The organism is Streptomyces sp. WG5, assembly GCF_049974565.1.
Lineage (GTDB): Bacteria > Actinomycetota > Actinomycetes > Streptomycetales > Streptomycetaceae > Streptomyces.
Map to the genome: position 1 here is coordinate 15,116 of NZ_JBNGGC010000024.1, position 25,385 is coordinate 40,500.

21 protein-coding genes and 1 pseudogene are annotated in these 25,385 nt (G+C 72.3%); 17 read left to right on the plus strand and 5 right to left on the minus strand.

The features are described 5' to 3' along the window. The first annotated feature begins 9 nt into the window (after window positions 1–9). Genes ACP4IX_RS24100 through ACP4IX_RS24115 form a run of 4 tightly spaced genes read left to right on the plus strand, consistent with a single transcriptional unit; the run spans window position 10 to window position 3,587 of the window. A complete protein-coding gene (locus ACP4IX_RS24100; protein WP_426524747.1) occupies window positions 10–912 on the plus strand; it encodes an ATP-binding cassette domain-containing protein in 903 nt (300 codons plus the stop codon). Next, window positions 909–1,658, plus strand: a complete 750-nt coding sequence (locus tag ACP4IX_RS24105) for an ABC transporter permease (protein WP_426524749.1) — start codon at window positions 909–911, stop codon at window positions 1,656–1,658. The genes ACP4IX_RS24100 and ACP4IX_RS24105 overlap by 4 nt, the downstream gene beginning before the upstream one ends. A 41-nt stretch (window positions 1,659–1,699) precedes the next feature. Next, window positions 1,700–2,953: a sensor histidine kinase gene (locus tag ACP4IX_RS24110; RefSeq protein WP_426556587.1), complete on the plus strand. Its 1,254-nt coding sequence runs from the start codon at window positions 1,700–1,702 to the stop codon at window positions 2,951–2,953. Beyond that, complete coding sequence (locus ACP4IX_RS24115) at window positions 2,943–3,587, plus strand: response regulator (protein ID WP_426556588.1); 645 nt, start codon at window positions 2,943–2,945, stop codon at window positions 3,585–3,587. The genes ACP4IX_RS24110 and ACP4IX_RS24115 overlap by 11 nt, the downstream gene beginning before the upstream one ends. 24 nt (window positions 3,588–3,611) lie before the next feature. On the opposite strand, the gene glgX is transcribed toward ACP4IX_RS24115, so the two are convergent. Continuing rightward, window positions 3,612–5,870 (minus strand): glycogen debranching protein GlgX, encoded by a 2,259-nt coding sequence (gene glgX / locus ACP4IX_RS24120; protein WP_426524755.1) that lies wholly within the window; start codon window positions 5,868–5,870, stop codon window positions 3,612–3,614. A 170-nt stretch (window positions 5,871–6,040) separates the two neighbouring features. On the opposite strand from glgX, the gene ACP4IX_RS24125 reads away from it, so the two are divergent. The 5 genes and pseudogenes from ACP4IX_RS24125 to ACP4IX_RS24145 form a co-directional block, all read left to right on the plus strand. Beyond that, window positions 6,041–7,276: an Ig-like domain-containing protein gene (locus ACP4IX_RS24125; RefSeq protein ID WP_426556589.1), complete on the plus strand. Its 1,236-nt coding sequence runs from the start codon at window positions 6,041–6,043 to the stop codon at window positions 7,274–7,276. 154 nt (window positions 7,277–7,430) lie between these two features. After that, complete coding sequence (locus ACP4IX_RS24130) at window positions 7,431–8,693, plus strand: L,D-transpeptidase (protein WP_426556590.1); 1,263 nt, start codon at window positions 7,431–7,433, stop codon at window positions 8,691–8,693. A 90-nt stretch (window positions 8,694–8,783) separates the two neighbouring features. Beyond that, window positions 8,784–9,551 carry an enoyl-CoA hydratase/isomerase family protein gene (locus ACP4IX_RS24135; RefSeq protein WP_426556591.1) on the plus strand — a complete coding sequence of 256 codons (768 nt, stop codon included), beginning with the start codon at window positions 8,784–8,786 and terminating at the stop codon, window positions 9,549–9,551. Window positions 9,552–9,825: 274 nt separating this feature from the next. Then, on the plus strand, window positions 9,826–10,329 hold the full coding sequence (locus tag ACP4IX_RS24140; protein ID WP_426524763.1) for an ATP-binding protein: 504 nt from the start codon (window positions 9,826–9,828) through the stop codon (window positions 10,327–10,329). Between the two features lie 54 nt (window positions 10,330–10,383). Then, window positions 10,384–10,578, plus strand: a pseudogene (locus ACP4IX_RS24145) (ADP-ribosyltransferase); the annotation flags it as partial. A 27-nt stretch (window positions 10,579–10,605) separates the two neighbouring features. Here ACP4IX_RS24145 and ACP4IX_RS24150 read toward each other — a convergent pair. Continuing rightward, a complete protein-coding gene (locus ACP4IX_RS24150) occupies window positions 10,606–11,244 on the minus strand; it encodes a GNAT family N-acetyltransferase (RefSeq protein ID WP_426556592.1) in 639 nt (212 codons plus the stop codon). A gap of 48 nt (window positions 11,245–11,292) precedes the next feature. Between ACP4IX_RS24150 and ACP4IX_RS24155 the strand changes: the two genes are divergently transcribed. Then, complete coding sequence (locus ACP4IX_RS24155) at window positions 11,293–12,207, plus strand: MerR family transcriptional regulator (RefSeq protein ID WP_426524767.1); 915 nt, start codon at window positions 11,293–11,295, stop codon at window positions 12,205–12,207. A gap of 47 nt (window positions 12,208–12,254) precedes the next feature. Beyond that, window positions 12,255–12,467: an EF-hand domain-containing protein gene (locus tag ACP4IX_RS24160; RefSeq protein WP_426524842.1), complete on the plus strand. Its 213-nt coding sequence runs from the start codon at window positions 12,255–12,257 to the stop codon at window positions 12,465–12,467. 91 nt (window positions 12,468–12,558) lie between these two features. Here ACP4IX_RS24160 and ACP4IX_RS24165 read toward each other — a convergent pair whose 3' ends face one another. Further along, window positions 12,559–13,116 (minus strand): glycoside hydrolase family 25 protein, encoded by a 558-nt coding sequence (locus tag ACP4IX_RS24165; protein ID WP_426556593.1) that lies wholly within the window; start codon window positions 13,114–13,116, stop codon window positions 12,559–12,561. Window positions 13,117–13,245: 129 nt separating this feature from the next. Further along, on the minus strand, window positions 13,246–14,682 hold the full coding sequence (locus tag ACP4IX_RS24170; protein WP_426556594.1) for an MFS transporter: 1,437 nt from the start codon (window positions 14,680–14,682) through the stop codon (window positions 13,246–13,248). Between the two features lie 151 nt (window positions 14,683–14,833). Here ACP4IX_RS24170 and ACP4IX_RS24175 point away from each other — a divergent pair, with 151 nt between their 5' ends. The 6 genes from ACP4IX_RS24175 to ACP4IX_RS24200 all read left to right on the plus strand — a co-directional run bounded on the left by ACP4IX_RS24175 (window position 14,834) and on the right by ACP4IX_RS24200 (window position 23,481). After that, complete coding sequence (locus ACP4IX_RS24175; RefSeq protein WP_426524773.1) at window positions 14,834–16,060, plus strand: sensor histidine kinase; 1,227 nt, start codon at window positions 14,834–14,836, stop codon at window positions 16,058–16,060. Further along, window positions 16,057–16,764 (plus strand): response regulator, encoded by a 708-nt coding sequence (locus ACP4IX_RS24180; RefSeq protein ID WP_426556595.1) that lies wholly within the window; start codon window positions 16,057–16,059, stop codon window positions 16,762–16,764. The genes ACP4IX_RS24175 and ACP4IX_RS24180 overlap by 4 nt, the downstream gene beginning before the upstream one ends. Window positions 16,765–17,293: 529 nt before the next feature. Further along, window positions 17,294–18,121, plus strand: a complete 828-nt coding sequence (locus ACP4IX_RS24185; RefSeq protein WP_426524777.1) for an ABC transporter ATP-binding protein — start codon at window positions 17,294–17,296, stop codon at window positions 18,119–18,121. Then, window positions 18,118–20,661, plus strand: a complete 2,544-nt coding sequence (locus ACP4IX_RS24190) for an ABC transporter permease (RefSeq protein ID WP_426556596.1) — start codon at window positions 18,118–18,120, stop codon at window positions 20,659–20,661. The genes ACP4IX_RS24185 and ACP4IX_RS24190 overlap by 4 nt, the downstream gene beginning before the upstream one ends. 193 nt (window positions 20,662–20,854) lie before the next feature. Beyond that, window positions 20,855–22,252: an MFS transporter gene (locus ACP4IX_RS24195; RefSeq protein ID WP_426556597.1), complete on the plus strand. Its 1,398-nt coding sequence runs from the start codon at window positions 20,855–20,857 to the stop codon at window positions 22,250–22,252. Beyond that, window positions 22,249–23,481: an FAD-dependent monooxygenase gene (locus ACP4IX_RS24200; RefSeq protein WP_426556598.1), complete on the plus strand. Its 1,233-nt coding sequence runs from the start codon at window positions 22,249–22,251 to the stop codon at window positions 23,479–23,481. The genes ACP4IX_RS24195 and ACP4IX_RS24200 overlap by 4 nt, the downstream gene beginning before the upstream one ends. Window positions 23,482–24,292: 811 nt before the next feature. On the opposite strand, the gene ACP4IX_RS24205 is transcribed toward ACP4IX_RS24200, so the two are convergent. Continuing rightward, the gene (locus ACP4IX_RS24205; RefSeq protein WP_426556599.1) at window positions 24,293–24,844 is read right to left on the minus strand and encodes a Uma2 family endonuclease; all 552 of its coding nucleotides are present in this window, start codon (window positions 24,842–24,844) and stop codon (window positions 24,293–24,295) included. Window positions 24,845–25,385 lie beyond the last annotated feature (541 nt).

Sequence of the window (25,385 nt, forward strand, 5' to 3'; positions counted from 1 at the left end):
CCTGACACCATGCCCGTCATCGAAGTCACCGACCTGCGCAAGTCCTACGGCGACCACCGCGCCGTCGACGGCGTGTCGTTCACCGTCGAGGAAGGCGAGATCTTCGGCATCCTCGGCCCGAACGGCGCCGGCAAGACCACCACCGTCGAGTGCGTGGAGGGTCTGCGCGTCCCCGACGCGGGCCGTGTCCGCGTCACCGGCCTCGACCCCGTCGCCGACCACCACGAGGTCACCCGTGTCCTGGGGGCCCAGCTCCAGCAGAGCGCGCTCCAGCCCAGACTCACCGTCCGCGAGGCCCTGGAGCTGTACGCCGCCTTCTACCCGGCCCCCGTCGACTGGCGCCCGCTCGCCGAACGCCTCGGTCTCACCCCGAAGATGGACACCCGGTTCGCCAAGCTCTCCGGCGGCCAGAAGCAGCGCCTGTCCATCGCGCTCGCCCTGATCGGCGACCCGCGGATCGTGGTGCTGGACGAGCTGACGACCGGCCTCGACCCGCGCGCCCGGCGCGACACCTGGCAGCTCATCGAGGACATCCGCGCGGGCGGCGTCACCGTCCTGCTGGTCACCCACTTCATGGAGGAGGCGCAGCGCCTCTGCGACCGCATCGCGGTGATCGACAAGGGGCGGGTGGCCGCCCTGGACACCCCGGCCGGGCTGATCCGCCGGTCGGCGGGCGCCACCGTCATCAGCTTCACCCCGTCCGCCCCGCTGGACGACCACGACCTCAACGCGCTGCCGGGGCTGGCCTCGGTCGACCGCAAGGACGGCCGCGTCACCCTGTCCGGCACCGACGAGACGGTCAACGCCGTCATCACCCTCCTCGCCCGCACCCGCGTCACCGCCCACCAGCTGCGCGTCACCGACGCCACGCTGGACGACGCCTTCCTGGACCTCACGGAGGCCACGGCATGAGCACCGGCATCCTCAACACCGCCGTACTGAAGACCGAGATCCGTCTCTTCGCGCGCGAACCGGGCGGCATCTTCTGGATCCTGCTCTTCCCCACCCTGCTCCTGGCCATCCTGGGTTCCATCCCGTCCTTCCGCGAGAGCGACCCGAACCTCGGCGGCCTGCGGCCGGTCGACGCCTACGTGCCGGTGGCCGTCCTCCTCGGGCTGATCGTCGGCGCGCTGCAGGGCATGCCGCCGACGATCGCCGGCTACCGGGAGAACGGCATCCTGCGCCGGATGTCCACCACGCCGGTACGTCCCTCCGCACTGCTGACGGCGGAGATGCTGGTGCTCGGCGCCGCCGCGCTGCTGTCCTCCCTGGTCGCCCTCGCGGTCGGCCGGCTCGCCTTCGACGTGGGGCTGCCGGGGCAGCCGCTCGGCTACCTCCTCGCCCTGCTCCTCGCCCTGCTCGGCTCCCTCGCCCTGGGGGCCCTGCTCGCCGCCCTGTCCCGCACGACGAAGATCGCCACCGCGGTCGGGTCGACCGCGCTCTTCCCCGCGATGTTCTGCGCGGGCGTGTGGCTGCCGGTGGAGGCCATGCCGGACCTGCTGGCCGACATCGTCGGCTGGACCCCGTTCGGCGCCGCCGCGCAGGCACTGAACGACGCCGCGGCGGGCGACTGGCCGGACTGGAGCCACCTCGGTGTACTGGCGGGCTGGACGGTGCTGCTCACGGCGGCGGCCTCGCGCTGGTTCCGCTGGGAGTGAGCACGCGGAGTGGGTGCGCGGGTGTAACCGACAATGACGCCATGACGGAAACCACGGTGCTCGACGAGCGGTGGGAGGTGTTCGACCGCTGGGGGCCGCACGGACTCCTGGTACTGAGCACCCTGATCGCCTGGGCGGCCGCCGACGCGCTCGGCATGAGCACCCGTGAGCGAGGGGCGTGCGGCGTCCTGATCGTCGCCGCCGTCGTTCTCGAGCTGCGGTGGAACAGGGTGGTGCGTACCCGTCCCGGGCCGTCCACGGGGGCCGTTCGGCACTACTTCCTCCGCTGGGCGATCGGGTTCGCCCTCACCTGGGCGAACCCGCTGTTCGCGTTCTACGCGGCCATCGGCTACTTCAGCACCGAGCGCCTGCTGCCGCGTCACCTGCGCAAGGCCGGTCTGTTCGCCACCGCCGTGACCCTGGCGGGTTCCCAGTCCGGCGGGCTGCCGCCGAACCATGAACTGGGCTGGGTGCTCTTCGGCGCCCTCCTCGCGGCCAACAGCGTGCTGGTCTTCCTGTTCGGCCACTTCGCCGACCTGGAGGAGGCCCGCGGCCGGGCGCGGCTGAAGACCATCGCCGCACTCGAGCGCACCAACACCGCCCTGCAGCAGGCCCTCGACGAGAACGCCGCCCTGCACGCCCAGTTGCTCGTCCAGGCCCGGGAGGCCGGGATCGCCGAGGAACGCCGCCGACTGGCCGTCGAGATCCACGACACCCTCGCCCAGGGGCTGACCGGCATCATCGCGCAGCTCCAGGTCGTCGCCAACGCCCCGGACGAGGGGACGGCACGTGAGCACGTCGACCGTGCCCTGGGCCTGGCCCGGCACAGCCTCGGCGAGGCCCGCCGCTCCGTGCACAACCTGTCCCCGGTCGCCCTGGCCGACGACGGGCTGCCGGACGCGCTGAGGAAGACGGTGACGGAGTGGGGCGAACGCGCGGGCGTCCAGGCCCGCTTCGCCGTCACCGGCACCGCCGAGCAGCTCCACGACGAGGTGGCGGCCACCCTCCTGCGCATAGCCCAGGAGGCGCTGTCCAACACCGCCCGGCACGCCGCCGCCGGCCGGGTCGGTGTCACCCTCTCCTACATGGGCGACGAGGTCAGCCTCGACATCCGCGACGACGGCCGGGGCTTCGATCCGCTCGCCCTCCCCGCACGCACCCGCACCGGCGGCTTCGGCCTCGACGGCATGCGGGCCCGCGCCGAGCGCATCGCCGGTTCGCTCACCGTCGAGGCGGAGCCCGGCCAGGGCACGGCCGTCTCGGCTCGCGTACCGTTGGTCCGCCATGACCGATGACGCCGTGATCTCCCTCCTCATCGTCGACGACCACCCCGTCGTACGCGACGGCCTGCGCGGCATGTTCGAGTCCGCGCCAGGCTTCCGTGTCCTCGGCGAGGCCGCGAACGGCGTCGAGGCGCTGGAGCGGGCCGCCGCCCTCGACCCGGACGTGATCCTCATGGACCTGCGGATGCCGGGCGGCTCGGGCGTGGACGCCATCCGTGAGCTGGCCCGGCGCGGCGCCCGCGCCCAGGTCCTCGTGCTGACCACGTACGACACCGACTCCGACACGCTGCCCGCGATCGAGGCCGGCGCGACCGGCTACCTCCTCAAGGACGCGCCCCGGGACGAGCTGTTCGCGGCGGTCCGCGCGGCGGCCGAGGGCCGCACCGTCCTCTCCCCGGCCGTCGCCACCCGCCTGGTCTCCGCGGTCCGCACACCCAGGGCGCCCGGCGGCGAACCCCTGTCCGCACGGGAGCGCGAGGTGCTCGCCCTGGTCGCGCGGGGCACCTCCAACAAGGAGATCGCCCGTGAACTGTTCATCAGCGAGGCGACCGTGAAGACCCACCTCACCCACCTGTACGCCAAACTCGGTGTCAACGACCGCGCGGCGGCGGTGGCGGTGGGTTACGACCGGGGCATCCTCGGCTGAACCGGCCCGCCGCCGTCGCCCGGGTCATCCCACCTTCAGCAACAGCACCGACCGCGCGGGCACCGTGATCTCCGTCCCCGCCGGGTGCGTCCCGCCCGGTGCCTCGGCCTGCTCCTCCCCGCTGGTGTCGACGACCACCTCGTACCGCTCCGCCCAGGGCGGCCCCGGCAGCACGAAGGAGACCGGCCCCTCGCCCGCGTGCAGGACGGCCAGGAAGCTGTCGTCGACGATCGGGGCGCCGCGCTCGTCGCGGCCCGGAATGTCCCGGCCGGACAGGTACATGCCGAGGGTGGCGGCGGGGGCGTACCAGTCCCGCTCCGTCATCTCCGTGCCCCGGGCGGTGAACCAGGCCAGGTCGCGCAGGCCGTCCGCGGAGTGCGCGCGGCCGGAGAAGAAGGCCCGGCGGCGCAGCACCGGGTGCCGGTGGCGCAGCGTGATCAGCCGGGAGGTCAGCTCGAACAGGGGCTTCCACTCCGGGTCGTCCAGCAGGCTCCAGTCCACCCAGCTGATCTCGTTGTCCTGGCAGTAGGCGTTGTTGCTGCCGTGCTGGGTGCGGCCCATCTCGTCGCCCGCGACCAGCATCGGCACGCCGGTCGACAGCAGCAGCGTGGTCAGCAGGTTGCGCAGCTGGCGCCGCCGGAGCGCGCGTATGTCCTCGTCGTCCGTCTCTCCCTCGGCGCCGCAGTTCCAGGACCGGTTGTCGTCGGTGCCGTCCCGGTTGCCCTCGCCGTTGGCCTCGTTGTGCTTGCGCTCGTAACTCACCAGGTCCCGGAGGGTGAAGCCGTCGTGCGCGGTGACGAAGTTGACCGAGGCGTACGGGCGGCGCCCGCCCCACGCGTACAGGTCGCTGGAGCCCGACAGGCGGTAGCCCATCTCCCGGACGTCCGGCAGGGCGTGCCGCCAGAAGTCCCGTACCGCGTTGCGGTAGCGGTCGTTCCACTCGGTCCACAGCGGCGGGAACGCGCCCACCTGGTAGCCGCCCGAGCCGACGTCCCACGGCTCGGCGATCAGCTTCACCCGCCGCAGCACCGGGTCCTGCGCGATCACCGCGAGGAACGGGGACAGCATGTCGACGTCGTGCATCGAGCGGGCCAGCGCTGCCGCCAGGTCGAAGCGGAAGCCGTCCACGCCCATCTCCGTCACCCAGTAGCGCAGGGAGTCGGTGATCAGGCGCAGGACGTGCGGCTGGACGACGTGAAGCGTGTTGCCGCAGCCCGTGTAGTCGGCGTACCGGCGCGCGTCCGGCTGGAGGCGGTAGTAGCCGCGGTTGTCGATGCCCTTCAGGGAGAGCGTCGGACCCAGCTCGCCCGCCTCCGCCGTGTGGTTGTAGACCACGTCGAGGATGACCTCGATGCCCGCCGCGTGCAGCGCGCGCACCATCCGTTTGAACTCGCCGACCTGCTCACCCGTGGTGCCGGAGGCGGCGTAGGCGGCGTGCGGGGCGAAGTAGCCGATCGAGTTGTAGCCCCAGTAGTTCCTCAGGCCGCGCTCCAGCAGATGGCTCTCGTGCGCGAACTGGTGCACCGGGAGGAGCTCCACCGCCGTCACGCCCAGCCGGGTCAGGTGCTCGACCGCCGCCGGATGCGCCAGACCGGCGTACGTGCCGCGCAGCTCCTCGGGGATGCCGGGGTGCAGCTTGGTGAAGCCGCGCACGTGCAGCTCGTAGATGACGGAGTCCGCCCACGGCGTCTTCGGCCGGTGGTCGTACGTCCATTCGTCGTCGGGGCCGCCGTCGTGCACGACGACGCCCTTCGGGACGTACGGCGCCGAGTCCCGGTCGTCGCGCACGGTGTCCGCCACGTGCTGCTCGGGCCAGTCCCGCACATGCCCGTACACCTGGGGCGGCAGGGAGAAGTCGCCGTCGACCGCGCGCGCGTACGGGTCGAGCAGCAGCTTCGCCGGGTTCCAGCGGGCGCCGGTCCACGGGTCCCAGCGGCCCCGCACCCGGAAGCCGTACCGCTGCCCGGGCCCCACGCCCGGCACGAAGCCGTGCCAGATCTCGTGCGTCAGCTCGGTCAGCCGTACCCGGCTCTCCACCCCCCGTTCGTCGAACAGGCAGAGCTCCACCGCCTCCGCCCCGCCCGCCCACAGCGCGAAATTGGTCCCCGCCACCTGGCCCGGCCCGGTCCGGAACCGGGCGCCCAGCGGCACCGGGGTGCCCGGCCAGGCCGGCACGGCGGGCGGCGACGCGGCACGCCGCGCGCCGTTGACCACGACGGCGGGGTGCCCGTCCTCGGCGGCCTGGTTGCCGGCCACCGCCTCCTGCTCGGCTGCGCTGGACACCTGTCAGCCTCCTGCGGCTCGTGGAACGACGTGCCTCAGACGGGAAGACGGGAAAAGGGCGCGCGGTGTCCCGACCGCCGCACCCCGTCGCGTCGTCCTCCCCACAGTTCTGCCCACCGCATGGCTCGCACTCACGTTTCCCCAGGGCGGACCGGTCGTTACGGGTGGATGTGAGGCACGTACATGGGCGCGCACGGCGCGCGGGGGCCGCTCTGGCCGCCGTACTGACATGGGCAGGACTGCTGGCCGGGGCCGCCGGATGCACCTCGGACGGCGGTGTCGCAGGCGGCATCGGCGGGGTGTTCGGCAAACCCCCCGCCGCCGAGGAGGTCATCCGCATCACCCCGGACGACGGCAGCAAGGCCGTCCGGCCACAGAAGAAGCTGTCGGTCCGGGTGCCCGACGGGCGGCTGGAGTCGGTGAAGGTCGTCAAGTCCCAGGACGCGCAGGAGACCCCGGTGCCCGGCCGGATCTCCCGCGACGGTCTGCGCTGGGAACCCCACGACGACCGGCTGGCGCTGGCCGCGAAGTACACCGTCGACGCCGTCGCCCTGGACGGCCACGGGCGCCGTTCCGCCCGGCACGCCACCTTCACCACCTACGTACCCGAGGAACGCTTCATCGGGTACGTGGGCCCCGAGAACCGCTCGGTCGTCGGCACCGGAATGATCGTCTCGCTGGAGTTCAGCCGGGAGATCACTGACCGCGCCGCCGTCGAACGCGCCGTCTCGGTGTCCGCGAAACCCGCCACGGAGATCCGCCCCCACTGGTTCGGCAAGGACCGCCTCGACTTCCGCCCGAAGGAATACTGGAAACCCGGCACCGAGGTCACCGTCGACCTGCGCCTGCGCGACGTCGAGGGCGCGCCGGGGGTCTACGGGCTCCAGCACAAGAAGCTCTCCTTCACTGTCGGCCGCAGCCAGGTCTCGCTCGTCGACGCCGCCGCGCGGACCATGCAGGTGCGCCGGGACGGCACGCTGCTGGCCACCGTGCCGATCACGGCGGGGGCGCCGACGACCCCCACCTACAACGGCAAGATGGTGATCACCGAGATGCTCGACGTCACCCGCATGAACAGCCGCACGGTCGGCTTCGGCGGCGAGTACGACATCCCCGACGTCCCGCACGCCATCCGCCTGACCAGCTCCGGCACCTTCCTGCACGGCAACTACTGGGCGCCCGCCGACACCTTCGGCCGGGCCAACGTCAGCCACGGCTGCGTCGGGCTGCGCGACGTCAAGGGCGGCGGTTCCGACACCCCGGCGGGCTGGTTCTTCGACCGCAGCCTGATCGGCGACGTCGTCGAGGTGGTCCACAGCAAGGACAAGAAGGTCGCCCCCGACAACGGCCTCGGTGGCTGGAACATGAACTGGGAGAAGTGGAAGGCGGGCAGCGCGGTGAAGTGACGCCGGCCCGTTTCCGGCACCCGGCCGCCAACTCGGTACGGAACAGTGACCATTCCACTGTCCCCTACGCCCCTGGCCTGCGGTTACGATGCGCCGGTGCGCGCGCGGGCGCACTGGGGCGCGGGCCCGACCAGGCCCGGCGAGGGGAGACAAGTTGAACGTGCGTCCGATATCGAGGACGGCGTCGGCCGGCATCCGGGGGCGGGGCGGCAAGGGACGCGGCAGGACACTGCCGGCGCTGGCACTGGGCGTGCTGCTGACGGTCACCGCGTGCGGCGGGGCGGACTCCGGCTCGGGAGCCGGGGCGGCGGACGGCGGCAAGAACGCCAAGGACTCCACCGCGGCACAGAGCAAGCAGTCCGAGGCCGTCGTCACCGTCACCCCGAAGGACGGGGCCACGGCCGTCGACACCAGCGGCGCCCTCAAGGTCGGCGCCGCGAAGGGCAAGCTGACCGAGGTCGTGGTCAAGGACGCCAAGGGGGCGAAGGTCGACGGGCAGATATCCGGGGACGGCGCCACCTGGACGCCGTCCACCCACCTGGCCGCCGCCACCGCCTACACCGTGCACGCGGTCGCCAAGGACTCCGAGGGCCGCACCGCCGCCGAGGACTCCCGCTTCACCACGCTGACGCCGAAGAACACCTTCATGGGCACCTTCACACCGGAGGACGGCTCGAAGGTCGGCGTCGGCATGCCGTTCTCGATCCGCTTCACCCGGGGCATCACCAACCCCGAGGACGTCGAGAAGGCCATCCGCATCACGACCGAGCCGGCCGTCGAGGTCGCGGGCCACTGGTTCGGCAACGACCGCCTCGACTTCCGCCCGGAGAAGTACTGGAAGCCCGGCACCAAGGTCACCGTCGACCTCAACCTCGACGGCGTCGAGGGCCGCGACGGCGTCTACGGCAAGCAGGCCAAGACCGTCTCCTTCACCGTCGGCCGCAGCCAGGTCTCCGTCGTCGACGCCAAGAAGCTCACGATGGAGGTCGTCCGGGACGGAAAGACCGTCAAGACCATCCCCGTCACCACCGGCGCGCCCGGCTACGAGACCTGGAACGGCCAGATGGTCATCACCGAGCGGCTCCCGGTCACCCGGATGAACGGCGAGACGGTCGGCTACGGCGGCGAGTACGACATCAAGGACGTCCCGCACGCCATGCGCCTGTCCACCTCCGGCACCTTCATCCACGGCAACTACTGGGGCGGCGACGCCTTCGGCAACCGCAACGCCAGCCACGGCTGCATCGGCCTGCGCGACGTGCGCGGCGGCTGGGACGAGAAGGCGCCGGGCGCCTGGTTCTTCGAGAACTCGCTCATCGGCGACGTGGTCGTGGTGAAGAACTCCAACGACGCGACCATCGCCCCGGACAACGGCCTCAACGGCTGGAACATGTCCTGGGAGAAGTGGAAGGCGTAGCCCCGCCCGCGTACGGCCCCGGTGCCCGTGATCCTCGATGTGAGGTACGGCACCGGGGCCGTTGCCGTTAGCCGCCGTTAACCTGCTGGCATGACCGTACATCTCGAAGTCGCGGACGGCGTCGGCACGCTGCGCCTGGACCGTCCGCCCATGAACGCGCTGGACATCGCCACGCAGGACCGGCTCAAGGAGCTCGCCGAGGAGGCCACCCGCCGCGCGGACGTACGCGCCGTGGTGATCCACGGTGGCGAGAAGGTGTTCGCGGCGGGCGCGGACATCAAGGAGATGCAGGCGATGGACCACGCGGCGATGATCGTGCGCGCCCGGGCCCTGCAGGACTCCTTCACGGCGGTGGCCCGCATCCCCAAGCCGGTCGTCGCGGCGGTGACCGGGTACGCGCTGGGCGGCGGCTGCGAACTCGCGCTCTGCGCCGACTACCGCGTCGCCGGTGAGAACGCCAAGCTCGGCCAGCCCGAGATCCTGCTCGGCCTGATCCCCGGCGCGGGCGGCACCCAGCGGCTGTCCCGGCTGGTCGGCCCCTCCAAGGCCAAGGACCTCATCTTCACCGGCCGCCAGGTGAGGGCCGACGAGGCGCTCGCGCTCGGACTGGTGGACCGGGTGGTACCGGCCGCCGAGGTCTACGAGCAGGCGCACGCGTGGGCCGCGCGGCTCGCGAAGGGGCCCGCGATCGCGCTGCGCGCGGCGAAGGAGGCGATCGACACGGGACTGGAGACGGACATCGAGACCGGCCTCGCCGTCGAGCGCAACTGGTTCGCGGGTCTGTTCGCCACCGAGGACCGCGAACGCGGAATGCGCAGCTTCGTGGAAGAGGGCCCCGGGAAGGCCGAGTTCCTCTGAAGTTCGCCCGAACTGCTTGCGTTGACGCGGCGTGTGGTGCCAGGTCCCTCGATAGGGCGGTTTAGGTCAGCCCTGACACCCCATTGAGCGAGTCCTGTCGAGGGGGCCCGCCTTTCGTCTCCGACCGAGCCGTCCGCGCAGGTCAGCGGGGTCGCCGTCGGCTCTGAAATGCCTTTGGCATATGCCAACCGGCTGTTGCCGGGCCGCGGCCCCGCAGGGGCGTATTCCCCGGGAACGGCCCCGGAGCCCCCCGGGGGCGGCCATGATGGGGGGCATGGCGGGGCTGGATGGTACGGAACAGCCGCGGGGAGCCGGACGGGCGACCGCGGCGCGCTGGTCGCCGGCGGTCGAGGACGAACGCGCAGTCAAGGCGCTGGAGTTGTTCGGCAATCCGACGGAGTGCGAGGTTCCGTTACCGTCCCGCCCCGAGTCCGCCGCCACCGCCCGCCGACTGGCCCAGATCGTGGCCCTTCGCCAGTGGAAACTCGGCCCCAAGGTCACGGAGGACACCGTTCTGCTCGTCTCCGAACTGGTCGGCAACGCCGTACGCCACACCGGCGCCCGCGTCTTCGGACTGCACATGCGCCGCCGCCCCGGCTGGATCCGCGTCGAGGTCCGCGACCCCTCCCGGGGGCTGCCGTGTCTGATGCCGGTACAGGAGACGGACGTCAGCGGACGAGGCCTGTTCCTCGTCGACAAGCTGTCCGACCGGTGGGGCGTCGACCTGCTGCCGCGCGGGAAGACGACCTGGTTCGAGATGCGGGTGACGGACCGCTGAGGGCCCGTCTGCCGCTCGGCGCGACCGCGTTCGGCGGACACGCCACCCAGGGGTATCGACGCCCCCGGCGGCGTCGACGTCAACAAGACCATCGGCGACACCCACAAGGGGGCCGACCAGGTCGAGGTCGCCTTCCCCGGCGGCGTCCAGCGGAAGTACGTCATCGGCGTCTGCCCGGTCGACAGGCAGACCAGGACCGAGATCACGAGCGAGTGCGAGAGCAACCCGCACCACCAGCCCTGGCACTGACGGCGCCGGGCCGGGACAGGACCTGACTCAGGGCCGGAGGAACAGCGCCTCCGCCCCCACCGGCCGGTAGCCCGCCGCCTGGAACGCCCGCAGACTGCGGGCGTTACCCGGCGACACCTGGGCCCACACCGGCTCACCCCCGGCCAGCTGCCGCGCCGCCGTCGCCAGGCGCCGCCCCAGCCCCCGCTGCCGCGCCCCCTCCGCCACCTCGACCGCGGCCTCCAGCCGCCCGGCGACCCCCCGGCCCAGCACGAGCACCCCGCCGTCCGCCGCCCACACCCGCGCCTCGTCCCGCCGCCGACGCGCCGAAACCACCCGCGGATGCCCGGGACCGACGACCTCCGTCAGCACGGTCTCCGGCCGGCCCGCAAGCGGAGCACCGGTCAGCAGCACGTCGATCGTGTCGGTCGTCCGCCCGGTCCGCGCCATGAAGGCGGCCAGGAAACGGGCGTTCATCGTCGCGGCGAGGGCGTCGCAGCGCAGCGCGCCCAACGTCTCGCGCACCCACCCCTCGTCCTCGTCCGTGAAGACGACCGAGTGCGCCGTGAACGCGATCACCCCCGCGTCCCGGGGGCCGTGCTGCGGCACGACGGTCGTACCGCCGTCCGCCGCCGGGAAGACGCCCCGCGCCGCCGCGTCCAGAATGTCCCGCAGGCTCTCCGCCACACCGCTCTCCTTGAGTCTCCACCCACTGGAAGGCCCAGACTCACAGACATGACCGACGACGGCACCGGACTCCTGACCATCGGCGAACTGGCGCGTGCCACCGGACTCACGGTGCGCACCATCCGCTACTGGTCCGACGAGGGCGCCCTGCCCCCGGTGACCCGCTCCACGGGGGGCTACCGGCTCTACGACGCCGCGTCCGTCGCCCGCCTGGAGCTGATCCGCACGCTGCGCGAACTCGGCCTCGGCCTGGACGCCGTACGCCGTGTGCTGGCCGGCGAGACGACGGTCGCGCAGGTGGCGGCGGCCCACGTGAGCGCGCTGGACGCGCAGATCAGGTCCCTGCGGGTGACCCGCGCGGTGCTGTCGACCGTGGCACGACGCGGCTCGACCGTTGAGGAGACGACCCTGATGAACAGACTGGCGCGACTGTCCGCCACCGAACGACGGCGCATCATCGAGGACTTCCTGGCGGAGGTCTTCGAGGGCGTCGACACCGCGGACCCCGACATCCGCAGCCGCCTGCGCTTCGCCGCGGCCGACCTGCCCGACGACCCCACCCCCGAGCAGGTGGACGCCTGGGTGGAGCTGGCCGAGCTGATCCAGGACCCGGAGTTCCGGGCGACGATGCGCAGGATGATCGAGTTCAACGCGGCCGACCGGGGACCGGACGTCCCCACCGGCTCCTCCCTGTGGTTCGTGAGCCGCTTGGTGCAGCTCGCGGGCGATGCGCTGAGGGAGGACGTCGCGCCGGACTCGCCGCGGGCCGCCGGCATCCTGCGCGGGCTGATCGGCGACGCCGACCCGGCCGTCGTACGGGAGCGCCTCACACCGGTGACGAACGCCCGTCTCGTCCGCTACCGGGAGCTCTCCGCGATCGTGAACGGCCTGGAGCCCCCGGCCGCCTACGAGGAGCAGTTCGGGTGGGTGGTCGCCGCACTGGGTGCCCGGACGGGCAGCTAATCTGACCTGCGTCAGAAGGACCCACGCATGAGATGAGGGGCGGACCGGTGGCGGACATCGAGGAAGCACGCAAGCAGTTCCAGCGGATCGACACGGACGGGGACGGCTTCATCACCGCCGCCGAGTTCAAGACCGCGCTGGCCCAGGGCGGCGACTGGAACGTCACCGAGTCGGTGGCCGAGGCGATCATCGCCGGTCGCGACCTCGACGGGGACAAGGTGCTGTCGTTCGACGAGTTCTGGGCCCACCTGAACAAGTGACGACGCCGTGAGGGGCGCCCGTCCGGTCACCCGGGGGCGCCCCTGCGCGGAACGCCCCGCCCCGGCCGGCGAGGGGCTCAAGGGCCGGGAGCTACGCGCCCTCGGCCCACTCCTTCAGCGCGGCCCGGCTCGCGAAGTCCGCGACATTGGTGTCGACCGGGTCGTCGGTGTACTGGTGGAAGCGCCACTCGGCCTGGATGCGGGGCTTTCCGGCCGACACGTAGTCGGCGATCCAGAGGCCGTCACCGGCGTACGAGGTGCTGTCGACGGTGAGCCAGAAGTGCCGGTTGCAGTAGAGGACGACCCGGCTGTCCGGCCGCAGTTCCTTCAGCTTCCGGATGAAGCGGTCCTTCTCGGAGTTGCTCGCGTGGGTGCCCTCCCCGTTCGTCTCCCAGTCGACGGCGAGGATGTCACCCTTCTTCTCCGGGGTCTTGGAGACGAAGTACTCGGCCTGGGCGCTGAGGTTTCCCGGCCACAGGAAGTGGTAGAAGCCGACGACGAGACCGGCGTCGCGGGCCCGCTCCGTCTGGGCCTTGAGCTTCGGATTGACGTACGAACGGCCCTCCGTCGCCTTCACGAAGACGAAGGAGAGCCCGTCGGTGTCGTAGGTGGAGGACTGGTACGCGCTGACGTCGATGCCGCGGAGCATGACGACTCCCTCGGATGCCGGTGGGACTGAAGTGCCCCGGGGGCCTAGGTAGTTGTTATGCCCGGCATCGGCTGCCGTACGCCGGGCGTGTGGATGCTCGGCGTACGGCAGTGGTGAACGCCGGTGGGATCAGGGGGCGGAGGTGACGACCGGGGTGCCGGTGCCGTCAGCGGCGGAGGCCGCCTCGTCCTCGCCCTCGTCCTCGCCCTCGTCCAGGGAGACGTCCTTGGTCTCCTTGCTGAGCAGGAGCGCGGCCAGCGTCAGCACCGCCATCGCGGAGAGGTAGACGCCGACCAGCCACGGTGAGCCGTCACCGGTCTCCCACAGCGCCACCGCTATGAACGGCGCGACGGCCGCTCCGAGGATCGAGCTGACGTTGTACGAGATGCCGGAGCCGGTGTAGCGCACACTCGTCGGGAACAGCTCCGGCAGCAGCGCGCCCATCGGACCGAACGTCATGCCCATCAGCGTGAAGCCGAGCACCAGCCACAGCACCACGCCGAGCGTGCCCAGGCCGATCAGCGGCACCCAGACCAGGCCGAAGACCACGATCGCGGCGGTGATCCAGATCAGGGTGGTACGGCGGCCGTACTTGTCGGCGAGCGGGCCGGAGACCAGGGTGAACACGGCGAAGAAGAGCACGCCGAAGATCATCATCAGGACGAACGTGGTGTAGCTGTACCCCAGACCCGGCACGTCGGCGTCCTTCGCGGTGCGCCCGTAGCTCAGCGAGAACGTGGTCATGAGGTAGAAGAGCACGTACGTCGCCAGCATGATGAACGTGCCCAGGATCAGCTGCTTCCAGTGGCCCTGGACCACGGTGGCCAGCGGCAGCTTCCGCACCTTCCCGGCCTCGCGGGTCTTGGCGAACACCGCCGACTCGACGAGCCGCGAGCGCACCCACAGGCCGATCGCGACCATCACCGCGGAGAACAGGAACGGGATGCGCCAGCCCCAGCTCGTGAAGGCCTCGGACGGCTGGGTGGGGTCGGCGCCGGCCGTGGACGGCAGCAGCGCCCCGATGACCAGGAACAGGCCGTTGCCGATGATGAAGCCGAGCGGGGCGCCCAGCTGCGGGAAGGTCCCGTACAGGGCGCGCTTGCCGCGGGGGGCGTTCTCGGTCGCGACCAGCGCGGCCCCGCTCCACTCGCCGCCGAGCGCGAAGCCCTGCGCCAGCCGCATCAGCACGAGCAGCGCGGTGGCGACCCAGCCGGCCTGTGCGTAGGTGGGCAGCACGCCGATGAGGAAGGTGGCGATGCCCATGGTGAGGAGCGAGACCACCAGCGTCTTCTTGCGGCCGAGCCGGTCACCGAGGTGCCCGAAGAAGACGGCGCCGATCGGCCGGGCGACCATCGCGGCGCCGAAGACCGCGAAGGACGACAGCAGTGCCGTGGTCGGGTCGCTGTCCGGGAAGAAGAGGGCGGGGAAGACCAGGACGGCGGCGGTCGCGTAGATGTAGAAGTCGTAGAACTCGATCGTCGTGCCGATGAGGCTGGCGATGAGGACGCGGGACCGCGAATTGACGGGTGTCTGAGCGGGAGCGGGGTGGGGGGACGGTGCGGGCATCTCTCGGTCTTTCACGCGCGATACATGGGTAGCGCAACGATCTCAGGCGTCTTATTTTTCGGAAAGCGGGTGTCACGATGTGAGACGCCGGCCGGGCCGCCCGCTGCACGGTGTTTCCTGACGCCGTTCCCCCGCGCATAGGGTGGAGCCCATGACGTCAGCGGAGGAGCAGCCGCCGCGCGCGCTGTTCGCGGGGGCTTCGCGTCGGTGGGTGCGGCTGCTGCCGTGGGGTGTGGCGTTCGTGCTGGGTGTCGCCCTGTTGCCCACCACCATCCAGGTGCTGACCGCCGACTACGGGCTGAACGGCGGCGTCGCGAGCGCGCTGGCGGTCGCGCAGGCGGCACCGCTGCTGCTCGCCGTCGTCCGTCCGCTGCCGGCCTGGTGCGTGATCTTCGTGGCGGATGTGGCCGGGGCGCTCGTCCTGCGCACCGTCGACTTCGATGAGCGGCTCCTGTGGCCGTTTCCGCCGATGGAGATCGTCGGGTACGTCGGCCTCTGCCTCGCCCTCGGTCTGCGCGAGTCGCGCCGGACGCTGCTGCTGGTGTGGCTGGCGACGGTGGGCGCGGGCATCGGTCTGGGGTTCGTCGTTCCCGACGGTACGAACAGCAACAGCACCGTGCTCACGATGCTCAGCGGCATCACGCTCCTGATCGCCGGTGCGCTCCGGGAGCGGTACGACGTGCAGCGCAGGCTGGCCGAGCAGGAGACGATCAGCGAGGCCGAGCGCGGCCGGCGGATGCTGCTGGAGGAACGCGCCCGGATCGCACGCGAGCTGCACGACGTGGTGGCGCACCACATGTCCGTCATCACGGTGCAGGCGGGCACCGCGGAGTACCGCCTCGACGGACTGGCGCCCAACGTGCGGGAGGAGTTCACGTCCATCGCGGCGACCGCGCGCGAGTCGCTCGGCGAGATGCGGCGGCTCCTCGGCGTACTGCGCAACGAGGAGGCGCACGGCGAGCTCGCGCCCCAGCCGGGCCTGACGCGGATCGGGCAGCTGGTGGAGGCGACGGCGAGGGCCGGCATGCCGGTGGAGTTCACCCCCTGCGACGCCGACGTGCCCGAGGCGGTGGGCCTGTCCGCGTACCGCATCGTCCAGGAGGCCCTCGCGAACGTCGTGCGGCACGCGCCGGGTGCCCCGACGCGGGTGTCGCTGTCGGTGCCGGAGGACGGCGCGCGGCTCACCGTTCTGGTCGTCAACGGGCCGCCGCCGGAGCCGCCCGCCGCGCCGCTCGAGGTGGGCGGCACCGGGCACGGTCTCGTCGGCATGCGCGAGCGGGTGCGGATCATAGGCGGCAGCCTCGATGTGGGGCCGCTGCCGGACGGCGGCTTCCGGGTGGCAGCCCGACTTCCCCTGACGGAAAGTGACTTCACGTGACGACGCGCGTCATCATCGTCGACGACCAGGCCATGGTGCGGGCCGGCTTCGCCGCGCTGCTGGCCGCCCAGAGCGACATCGACGTGGTGGGCGAGGCCCCCGACGGTGCGCAGGGCGTCGAGCTGAGCCGGCGCACCCACCCCGACGTCGTACTGATGGACGTCCGCATGCCCGAGATGGACGGCCTCGAGGCCGCGCGCCGCATCCTCGCGCCCCCGCCGGGCGGTGGGGGCACCGCCCACGCCCGACAGGCAGGGGGGGAACACCGGCCGCGCGTGCTGATGCTCACCACCTTCGACATCGACGACTACGTCTACGAGGCGCTGCGGGCCGGTGCGAGCGGCTTCCTGCTGAAGGACGCGCCGCCGGCCGACCTCATCGCGGCGGTACGCGTGGTGGCCGCGGGCGACGCCCTGCTCGCTCCCTCCGTGACGCGCCGCCTCATCGCGGACTTCGCCCGGCAGCGTCCCGCCGCCCGGGGCAAGCCCGCACTGCGGCTCAAGGCCCTGACCCACCGCGAGACCGAGGTCCTCACCCTGGTGGCCCGCGGCCGGTCCAACGCGGAGATCGCGCAGACGCTGGTGCTGGCCGAGCAGACGGTGAAGACGCACGTGAGCCGCGTCCTGACCAAGCTCGACCTGCGCGACCGCGCCCAGGCGGTGGTCTTCGCGTACGAGTCGGGGCTGGTCACCGCGGGGGAGTAGGACGGCCCCCGACCGGGCCGTGCCCCGCGACCGCGAGCAGTCGCCGTCGGAGACGGAGGAGCCCGCGGCCCCGGTGTTCGCACGTCGCCGGTGTCGGTGTCCCTGAGCCGCGTCGGGCGAGTCGCGGCCTCGTCGGGAGGCGGCTCGCCCCACGCCCCCGGACGGCGCGGGCGGCCCCCGCCGGAGAGACGGTGGCGGGCGGCCCCCCAGAGAGACGGCTCCCCGCCGGGCCGCGCTCCGGCACAGGGCGGCAACGGACGCATCCCCGTGCACGCCGCGCCGGCGGCGGCCGGGCCGGCCCTGCGCCGACCTCCGAGCCGGGGTGCCCCGTGCCGGTGCAGGCCGGGGCGCAGTCCGCTGGATCCGCCCCTCGCCGGCAGCCCCGGGCGGAGGCGGAGGCAGGGCCCGCCCCTCCTCCACCCCCTACCGTGGTAGCACCTCCACATTGGCTCCCGGGTATGACGCCCGGCGCGCAGCCGTCCCCGCACTCTCACCTCGTAGGCACGAGAACATCGCGAGAGGGCGGAACATGAGGCTACGCAGCCGCAAGCGTCAGAAGGCGGACGACCGGCCGGAGGCCCCGGCCACCACACCGGGCACACCCGGTCTCGCCGTCGAACTGCGCGGTGTCCGGCGGCAGTACGGCCGCGGCGCGGGCTCCGTGCACGCCCTCGCGGGCGTCGACCTCGCCCTCCCGCGCGGCACGTTCACCGCGGTCATGGGCCCGTCCGGGTCCGGCAAGTCCACCTTCCTGCAGTGCGCCGCCGGGCTCGACCGGCCGTCGGCGGGGTCCGTGCGCCTCGGCGGTACGGAGATCACCGGTATGAACGAGACCGAGCTCACCGAGCTCCGCCGCAGCCGCCTCGGCTTCGTCTTCCAGGCGTTCAACCTGCTGCCGTCACTGACCGTGGAGCAGAACGTCCTGCTGCCCGTGCGCCTCGCCGGGCAGCGCCAGGACCGCGGCCGGGCGGCCGCGGTGCTCGCCCAGGTCGGGCTCGCCGACAAGGCCCGGCGCCGGCCCGGCGAGCTCTCCGGCGGCCAGCAGCAGCGCGTGGCCGTCGCCCGCGCCCTGGTCACCAGCCCGGACGTGATCTTCGCCGACGAGCCCACCGGCGCCCTCGACACCGGCACCGCCGCCGAGGTCCTCGGCCTGCTCCGGCACGCGGTGGACACCCTCGGCGCCACCGTCGTCATGGTCACCCACGACCCGGCCGCGGCCGCCTGGGCCGACCGCGTGCTGTTCCTCGCCGACGGCGCCTTCGCCGACGGCCTGGAGCGTGGCTCGGCGGAGCAGATCGCGGCACGGATGGCCGTGCTCACCTCCCGTACGGGCGTGATGGCGGGTGCGGCGGCATGAGGCTCCCCAACGGACTCGCCCGGGAGGCCGTCCGCTTCAGGCCCGCGTCCTTCGCGGGGACCTTCCTCGCGCTGCTGATGTCCGCGCTGATCGTCTCGACCTGCGGAATCCTGCTCGAGACCAGCCTGCGCGCGTCGGTGCCGCCGGAGCGGTACGCGAAGGCGCCGGTCGTCGCGGCCGCGGACCAGTACGAGTACGTCGTCACGGGCAGCGGTGAGGACCGTGAGAAGGAGGCGGTCCCGCTGCCGGACACCGCACGCGTGGACGCCGGGCTGGTGGCGAAGGCCGCCGAGGCGCCGGGCGCGGCCACCGCCGTCCCGGACTTCACCTTCCCGGTGCGCGCGGCGGACGAAGGCGTGGACCCCGGCGCACGCGAACTGCCCGTTCCGGGCGGTGTGCTCACCGCACACGGCTGGGGCTCGCACCTCTTCACCGGGACCGCGCTGACCACCGGCTCCGCGCCCCACCGGGGCGAAGTCGTGCTCGACGCGGCCACGGCCCGCGCCGCGAAGGCCGCCGTCGGTGACACCGTGGTGCTGCGGACCGCCGCCGGGCAGCAGGACTTCCGCGTGGCCGGCGTCGCCAGGGCCGGATCCGGGGACACCGCCCGGAACACCGGCGCCGCCGGCGCCCTGGCCTGGTTCGCCGACGCCCAGGCCCCCACGCTCGCCGGACACCCCGGCAAGGCCGACGCCATCGCCGTGCTGGCCGAGCACGGCACCGATGCCGAGACCCTCGCCGACTCCGTGAGGAAGGCCCTGGCCGGCTCCGGAGCCCAGGTGCACACCGGCGACGACCGCGGTGCCGTCGAGGACCCGGGCCTCGGCTACGCCAAGGTCACGCTCTTCGGAATCGGCGGCTCCTTCGGTGGCATCGCCACCATCGTCGCGATCCTCACCGCGGCCGGGACCGTGTCCCTGTCCGTATCCCAGCGGGCCCGCGAATTCGCGCTGCTGCGCGCCGTCGGCGCCACCCCGCGGCAGGTCCGGCGCGCGGTCGCCTCCGAGGCACTGCTCGTCGCGCCGCTCGCCGGGATCACCGGCTGCCTGCCCGGCATCGGGCTCGCCCACTGGTGGTTCGGACAGCTGCAGGACCGCGGTGCGATCCCGCACGCCGTGGACCTGCACGTCTCCGGGCTGCCCCTCCTCGCCGCGGTCGCCATGGGACTGCTCACCGCCCTCGCCGCCGGCTGGGCGGCCGGGCGTCGGCCCGCGAGGATCAAGCCCGGACAGGCGCTCGCCGAGGCGTCGGTGGAGCGGCTGCGGCCCGGCCTGGTCCGTACGGTGCTGGGCGTGGGCGCCCTCGTCGGCGGTGGAGTCCTCACCGGCGTCTCCGCCGGCTCCACGGGAGGTGACGCGGCCGGCGCCGCCCTCGGCGTCGTCATGCTCTTCATGCTGGCCGTCGCGCTGCTCGGCCCGCTGGTGGCGCGGCTGTGCGCGGGCCTGTTCGGCCTCCCCCTGCGGGGCGCGGGCCCGGCCGCGCAGCTCGCGGCCGCCAACTCCCGTACCAACGCCCGCCGCCTCGCCTCCGCGATCACTCCGATCGTCCTCGCCATGGCCTTCGCCTCGACCCTCGTGTTCATGCACACCAGCGAGACCCACGCCGCCGACAAGCAGCTGCGCGCGGGCGTCACCGCGGACCACGTGGTCACGCACCCGGCCGGGCTCCCCGTGGACGCGGTGGCACGGGCCGCCCGCGCGCCGGGCGTGGACGCGGCCGTCGGCCTGCTGAACACGCAGGTGCTGGTGCCGACCGGCTCCGGCGAGTTCAGGTCACTGCAGGGCGCGGCGACCCAGGGTGTCAGCGGCTCCGGCGCCGAGCTCGCGAAGGTGCAGGACCTGGACGTACGCGAAGGCAGTCTCGACTGGCTCGGCGAGGGCCGGATCGCCATCGACAAGACCCTCGCGAACGCGGCGGACGCCGGCGTCGGCGACCGGCTCCCGCTCTACCTCCCCGACGGCACCGAGGCCGGCCCCGAGATCGTCGCCGTCTACGGCCGAGGCCTCGGCCTGGCCACGGTGACCATGGACCGGGCGTCCCTCGCCGGGCACGTCACCTCGGGCTTCGACGACACGTTGCTGGTGAGGGGCGGCTCGGAGACGTCACTCAGCGCCCTGGGCGAGGTCACCGACGCCTCCGGCTACGCCACCGAGCGGAACCTCGACGCCGAGCTGGGCGCCTGGATGAACAACACCATGGCCGCGGTCCTCGGCGGCTTCGCCGCCGTCGCCGCCGCCAACACCCTGGTGATGACGGTCCTCGACCGCCGCCGCGAGCTGGGCACACTGCGCCTGGTCGGCTCCACCCGGCGCCAGGTGCTGACGATGCTCGGCTGGGAGGGCCTGCTGGTCTCCACGGTGGGCGTGGTCCTCGGCTCCGCGATCGCCGCGGCCACGCTCATCCCGATGATGCGCGGCACGACCGGCGAGGGGCCGTACGTGCCCCCGCTGATGTACGGATCCTTCGCGGCCGCCGGCGTCGGCCTGGCACTGCTCGCGGTCACGCTGCCGGCGCGAGCGGCGCTGCGCCGCTGGTCGTAGCACGTGCGTACGGCGCGACGGCCGGCCCCACGCCGGCTCCCGCCCCGTACGACCTCTCGGGGCCCAGGGCCGCAGAGCAGCGGGCGCATGGTGCCGCGACGGCCCTGGCCGGCTTGTGGCGCGGGCCGCGACGCGGCAGCGCTACGCCTGCCGCCCCCCTTCCACCCGCCCGGCAACGAAGGAAAGGACGTTCATGACCGACACTCTGGCTCCCCCCGTCCGCATCGGGAAGGCAGCCGTCGGGGCCCTCGGCCTACTGGCACTCGCCACCGGTGCCCTGGAGTCGGTGGTGACACCGACGCTTCCGCTCCTGCAACGCGAGCTGGACATGAGCCCCTCCGAGGGGGCGCTGCTCAGCATCGTGCTCCTCATCACCGGCGCGCTCATCACACCGCTGGCGGGCAAGTTCGGCGACCGCTACGGAGGGAAGCGGATCCTGATCCGGCTGATGGCGGTGGTCTGTGCCGGCGGTCTGGTGTCCGCCCTGGCGCCGAACCTGCCCGTGCTGCTGCTCGGCCAGGTACTCCAGGGGGCGATGGTGGGCGCGCTGCCCCTGTCGTTCATCGTGGTGCGCAAACACCTCCCCGCGGGAGAGTCGAAGGTGGCCATCGGGGTGGTCAGCGGACTGTTCGTCGGGGGCGGGATGGCGGGAACGCTGTCGGCCGGGCCCGTGGCGGAAGCGCTCTCCCGGCACTGGATGTTCGCGCTGCCGACGCTCGCGGTCATCGGGGCCACCCTGCTGGTGAACCGGCTGATGCCGACTGATCCGCCGGGCCGGTCGGACGACGCCGGGATCGACTGGCCCGGCCTGCTTCTCCTGAGCGGGACGCTGGTCACGCTCATGCTCGTACTCGCGCTGGCGCCCGACCTCGTCTCGCAGCCCCTCGTGCTCGGCGCCCTCCTCGTGGCTCTGGCCGCCTTCGTCACCGGATGGGTGGCCGTCGAACGGCGTGCGGCCTCGCCGATGATCGATCTGCGCATGCTGGCACGGCCCGCGATATGGAAGGCCTGCGCGCTGACGTTCGTGATATGCCTCGGTACCTCGATGGGGGTCTATCTCGTTCCGCAGCTGTTCGACGAGACCGGCGACGGATACGGATTCGGGGCCAGCGCCACCCAGATCGGCTTCTTCCTGCTGCCCGGCGCCATCGCCGCGTCGCTGGCCGGGCCGCTCGGCGGGATCGGGGACCGGCGTTTCGGCTCACGTGCCGTCGTCACCGCCGGAGTGGTCATGATGGCCGTCTCCCTGGCCGCCCTGGCAGCCGTGCACACCGAGGTCTGGCACCTCGTCGTCGGCAAGGCGCTGATCGCGCTGGCCAACGGTCTGTGCGTCACGGCGATGATGACCAGCACCGCCACGGCCGTCGACCGGAGTGACACCGGCATCGCCACCAGCCTGGTCCTGGTGAGCCGCGTGCTCGGCTACGCCGTGGGCGGGCAGCTCGGCGGCGCGCTCCTCACCGCCGCGACTCCGTCCGGATCGGATGTTGCGGCTGAATCGGCTTACGTCACCGGCTTCGTCATCGCCGGCGCCGTCACGGCGCTGGCCCTGCTTGTCACCCGCACCATGAGCAAAGGAGTCAAGGCATGACCCGCACCGACCAGCCGGCAGACACCCGCACCACACCGAGGCGCACGGTCCTGATCTCGGGGGCCAGCATCGCGGGCCCCGCCCTGGCGTTCTGGCTGAACCGCTGTGGACACGCGGTCACGGTGGTCGAGAAGGCGCCCGCACTCCGAGGCGGTGGTTATCCCGTCGACGTGCGCGGCACCGCACTGGACGTCGTGGAGAGGATGGGCATCCTGCCGCGACTGCGGGACGCGCACATCGACCTGCGCCGGCTGACCTTCCTCGAGGGCGACGGCAGCGAAGTGGCCTCGCTCCATCCGCACACCGTCACCGGCGGCGCCGCGGGACGGGACCTGGAGGTACGGCGCGGGGACCTGTCCGACGCGCTCTACACGGCGGTCCGCGACGACGTGGAGTTCGTGTTCGACGACTCCATCGACACCCTCGACCAGTCGGGCCACGGGGTCGACGTCACCTTCCGCGGGGGCGGCCGGCGTACCTTCGACGTGGTGGTCGCCGCGGACGGCGTGCACTCACGTACCCGGGAGATGCTGTTCGGACCCGAAGACCGGTTCCACCACTACCTCGGCTACTGCTTCGCCGTGTTCACGATGCCCAACACCCTCGCGCTCTCGCACGAGACCGTGATGTGGAACAGCCCGGGCAGGGCCGCGGCGCTCTACGCGGTGGGGGACGACGACGAAGTGCACGCCTTCCTGAACTTCGCCCTCCCCGAACCGCCACGGGACGCGCTCCGCGACCCGGAAGCCCGGCAGGAGCTGGTCGCCTCGGTCTTCGCCGACGCGGGATGGGAGATCCCGGGCATGATCGCCGCCATGCGCGACGCGGACGACCTGTTCTTCGACGCGGTCGGCCAGATCCGTATGCCCCGCTGGTCCAGGGGCAGGGTCGCGCTGGTGGGCGACGCCGCGTGGGCGCCCTCGTTCCTCACCGGCCAGGGCACCAGCCTCGCGCTCGTCGGCGCCTACATGCTCGCCCGCTCCCTGGCCCACCAGGACCATGCCACGGGCTTCGCCGCCTACGAAGACAGCACCCGCGAGTTCGTCACCCTGAACCAGGGACTGGTCGGCAAGGGCGGTGCCACCCTCTTCCCGACCACCCCCCAGGCCCTGGAGCGACGCAACAACAGGCTCCGCGAACTCAGCACCCTCCCCTCCGGGGAGGGACAGCCCGCCCATTCGGCCCTCACCCTGCCCGAACCCATCGGGGACAGCGGCAGGAACGGCTGACACTCCGAGGCGGCGATCACGTCGTGGTCGCCGCCGAGGGGCCGTGGCCCGCCTTCGCCAGGGCCTGGCTTCCAGCTCCGGGACCTTCCGCTGGGCGGGCAGGGACGGGCCTGACAGCGCTGAATGGTGTGAACGCGCTGGCCGGGGCCCGCGTCCTCAGCACTCGATGATGTTCACCGCGAGCCCGCCCCGCGCCGTCTCCTAAGACACTGGCAGGACTGGACGAGCATCAAGTACGCCGCTGGGACTCCTGGCACCGCTGGGTCACTCTGGCCCTGCTCGCACATGCCTTCCTCGCCGTCACCACCGCCCTCGAACGCCGTCTTTGGCAAGCTCGACCTTGCGGCTCGGGGTGCGGGCCTCATCGAGACGGGGTCGAGGCCGTGGGCTCTGAAGATGCGGGTGATCTCGGCGAGGTCCGGGGCCTACCGCGAGGACGGGGTGCGGAAGACGCGCCATGTGCCGTAGGTACTGGCGGGCAGCTTGTCGAGGACCTTCTTCGCGGCGCGCTCGCCGCGGTCAGTGCGGCGGGCCTGGTCGGCGGCGCCCTCGTACTCGCGAGACGCGGCCTCGATCTGCTCGACCGGGGGATGGGCTCAGAACTGGAGTCCTGCCCGACGGGCCCCGGCCCAGCCTGCCGCTGGGCCTTCCTGGGGCCAGAATGGGGCCGGAAGGACAGGGAAGCACCGGGAGTGATCACCAAACCCCGGGCGCCCCACATGCGTGGAGCTCTTCAGTCCGGTTTTGATGATCCTGCGCGCGCCGACCGGCTGCCGGGCCTCTTCCTGCTTCGGGGCGTGTTTTCTCGGACTCAGTGAGTGTCGGGCTCCGGGTCCGGCAGGGGGAGTTCGTCGAGGTCGAGGGTGAAGGTGCGGCCGTCGGCCAGGGGGATGGGGAGCTTGCCTGTGCCGTATGCGCGGGTGTGGGCGGTGCTGTAGCCGCTGGAGGTGGGCTCGGTGTGCAGGGCGACTTCCCGGGCGTAGGGATCCACGACGAGGTAGACGGGGATGCCGTACCGGCCGTACTTGGCGGTGCAGTCGTCGTAATCCTTGCGTGCCGAGGACGTGGAGACGACCTCCGAGATCAACAGGACGTCCTCGAAGCTGTAGCGCTTGCCCTCCTTGCGCGCGTCCTCGCGCAGGATGGCCAGGTCGGGGGCGGAGTGCTCGTCGGCGGGGAAGTCGATGTAGACGTCCGAGGTGACCTTCGCATGACGGCCGAGGGCGAGAGAGTCGATCTGCATCGACCTGATCGTGCTGGAGTGCTCTTCGCTCTGCGGGGTCATGATGATCTTTCCGTCGGCGCCGAAGAACACCACGTATCCCGCGGGGAACTCGGTGTGCGTGATCGCGTCGACACTCATGGACGGTACTCCTTCCCGTGTGCCGTCATGATACGGCGGGCAGAGCCGTCCCACGGGTGGACTTCCATGACGTGCGCGCACTATAGGGGGAACCGGTCCGCACGAGCGGCGGGTAGGAAATCGTCGGGCGGCGTGTACCGCGCGGCACGGCGATGTGTACTGCTGCGGGGATGTCGTCGATCAGCTCATGCCGGGCCAGGGAGGATTCACCGCACAAGACGGCGCGAGGGGCCCGTGCGCACGCGGCCAGCAGATCAGCGTGCGCCGTTTCCGGGGCGTCTGCCCGCCGGTACACCCCACGGGACAGTTCGTCTGTCTCCCCTCCGTGACCAAGTGCGCCGGATAGGGAGGGGAGAGCAGGGCCTGTCGCGCCTGCGCCGTCGTGAATGTGGGGGAGAGGCCGGCCAGCCGCTGCTTCAAGCGCGGGTTTTCCGCAGAGTTCGTATATCGAATGGCACCCCTTGAGCGGGGGTAAGGGATCGATTCGATACATCAGCTGGTGGGTGATCGGCACATCCGGCGTTGATCACGTGCCGCGAAC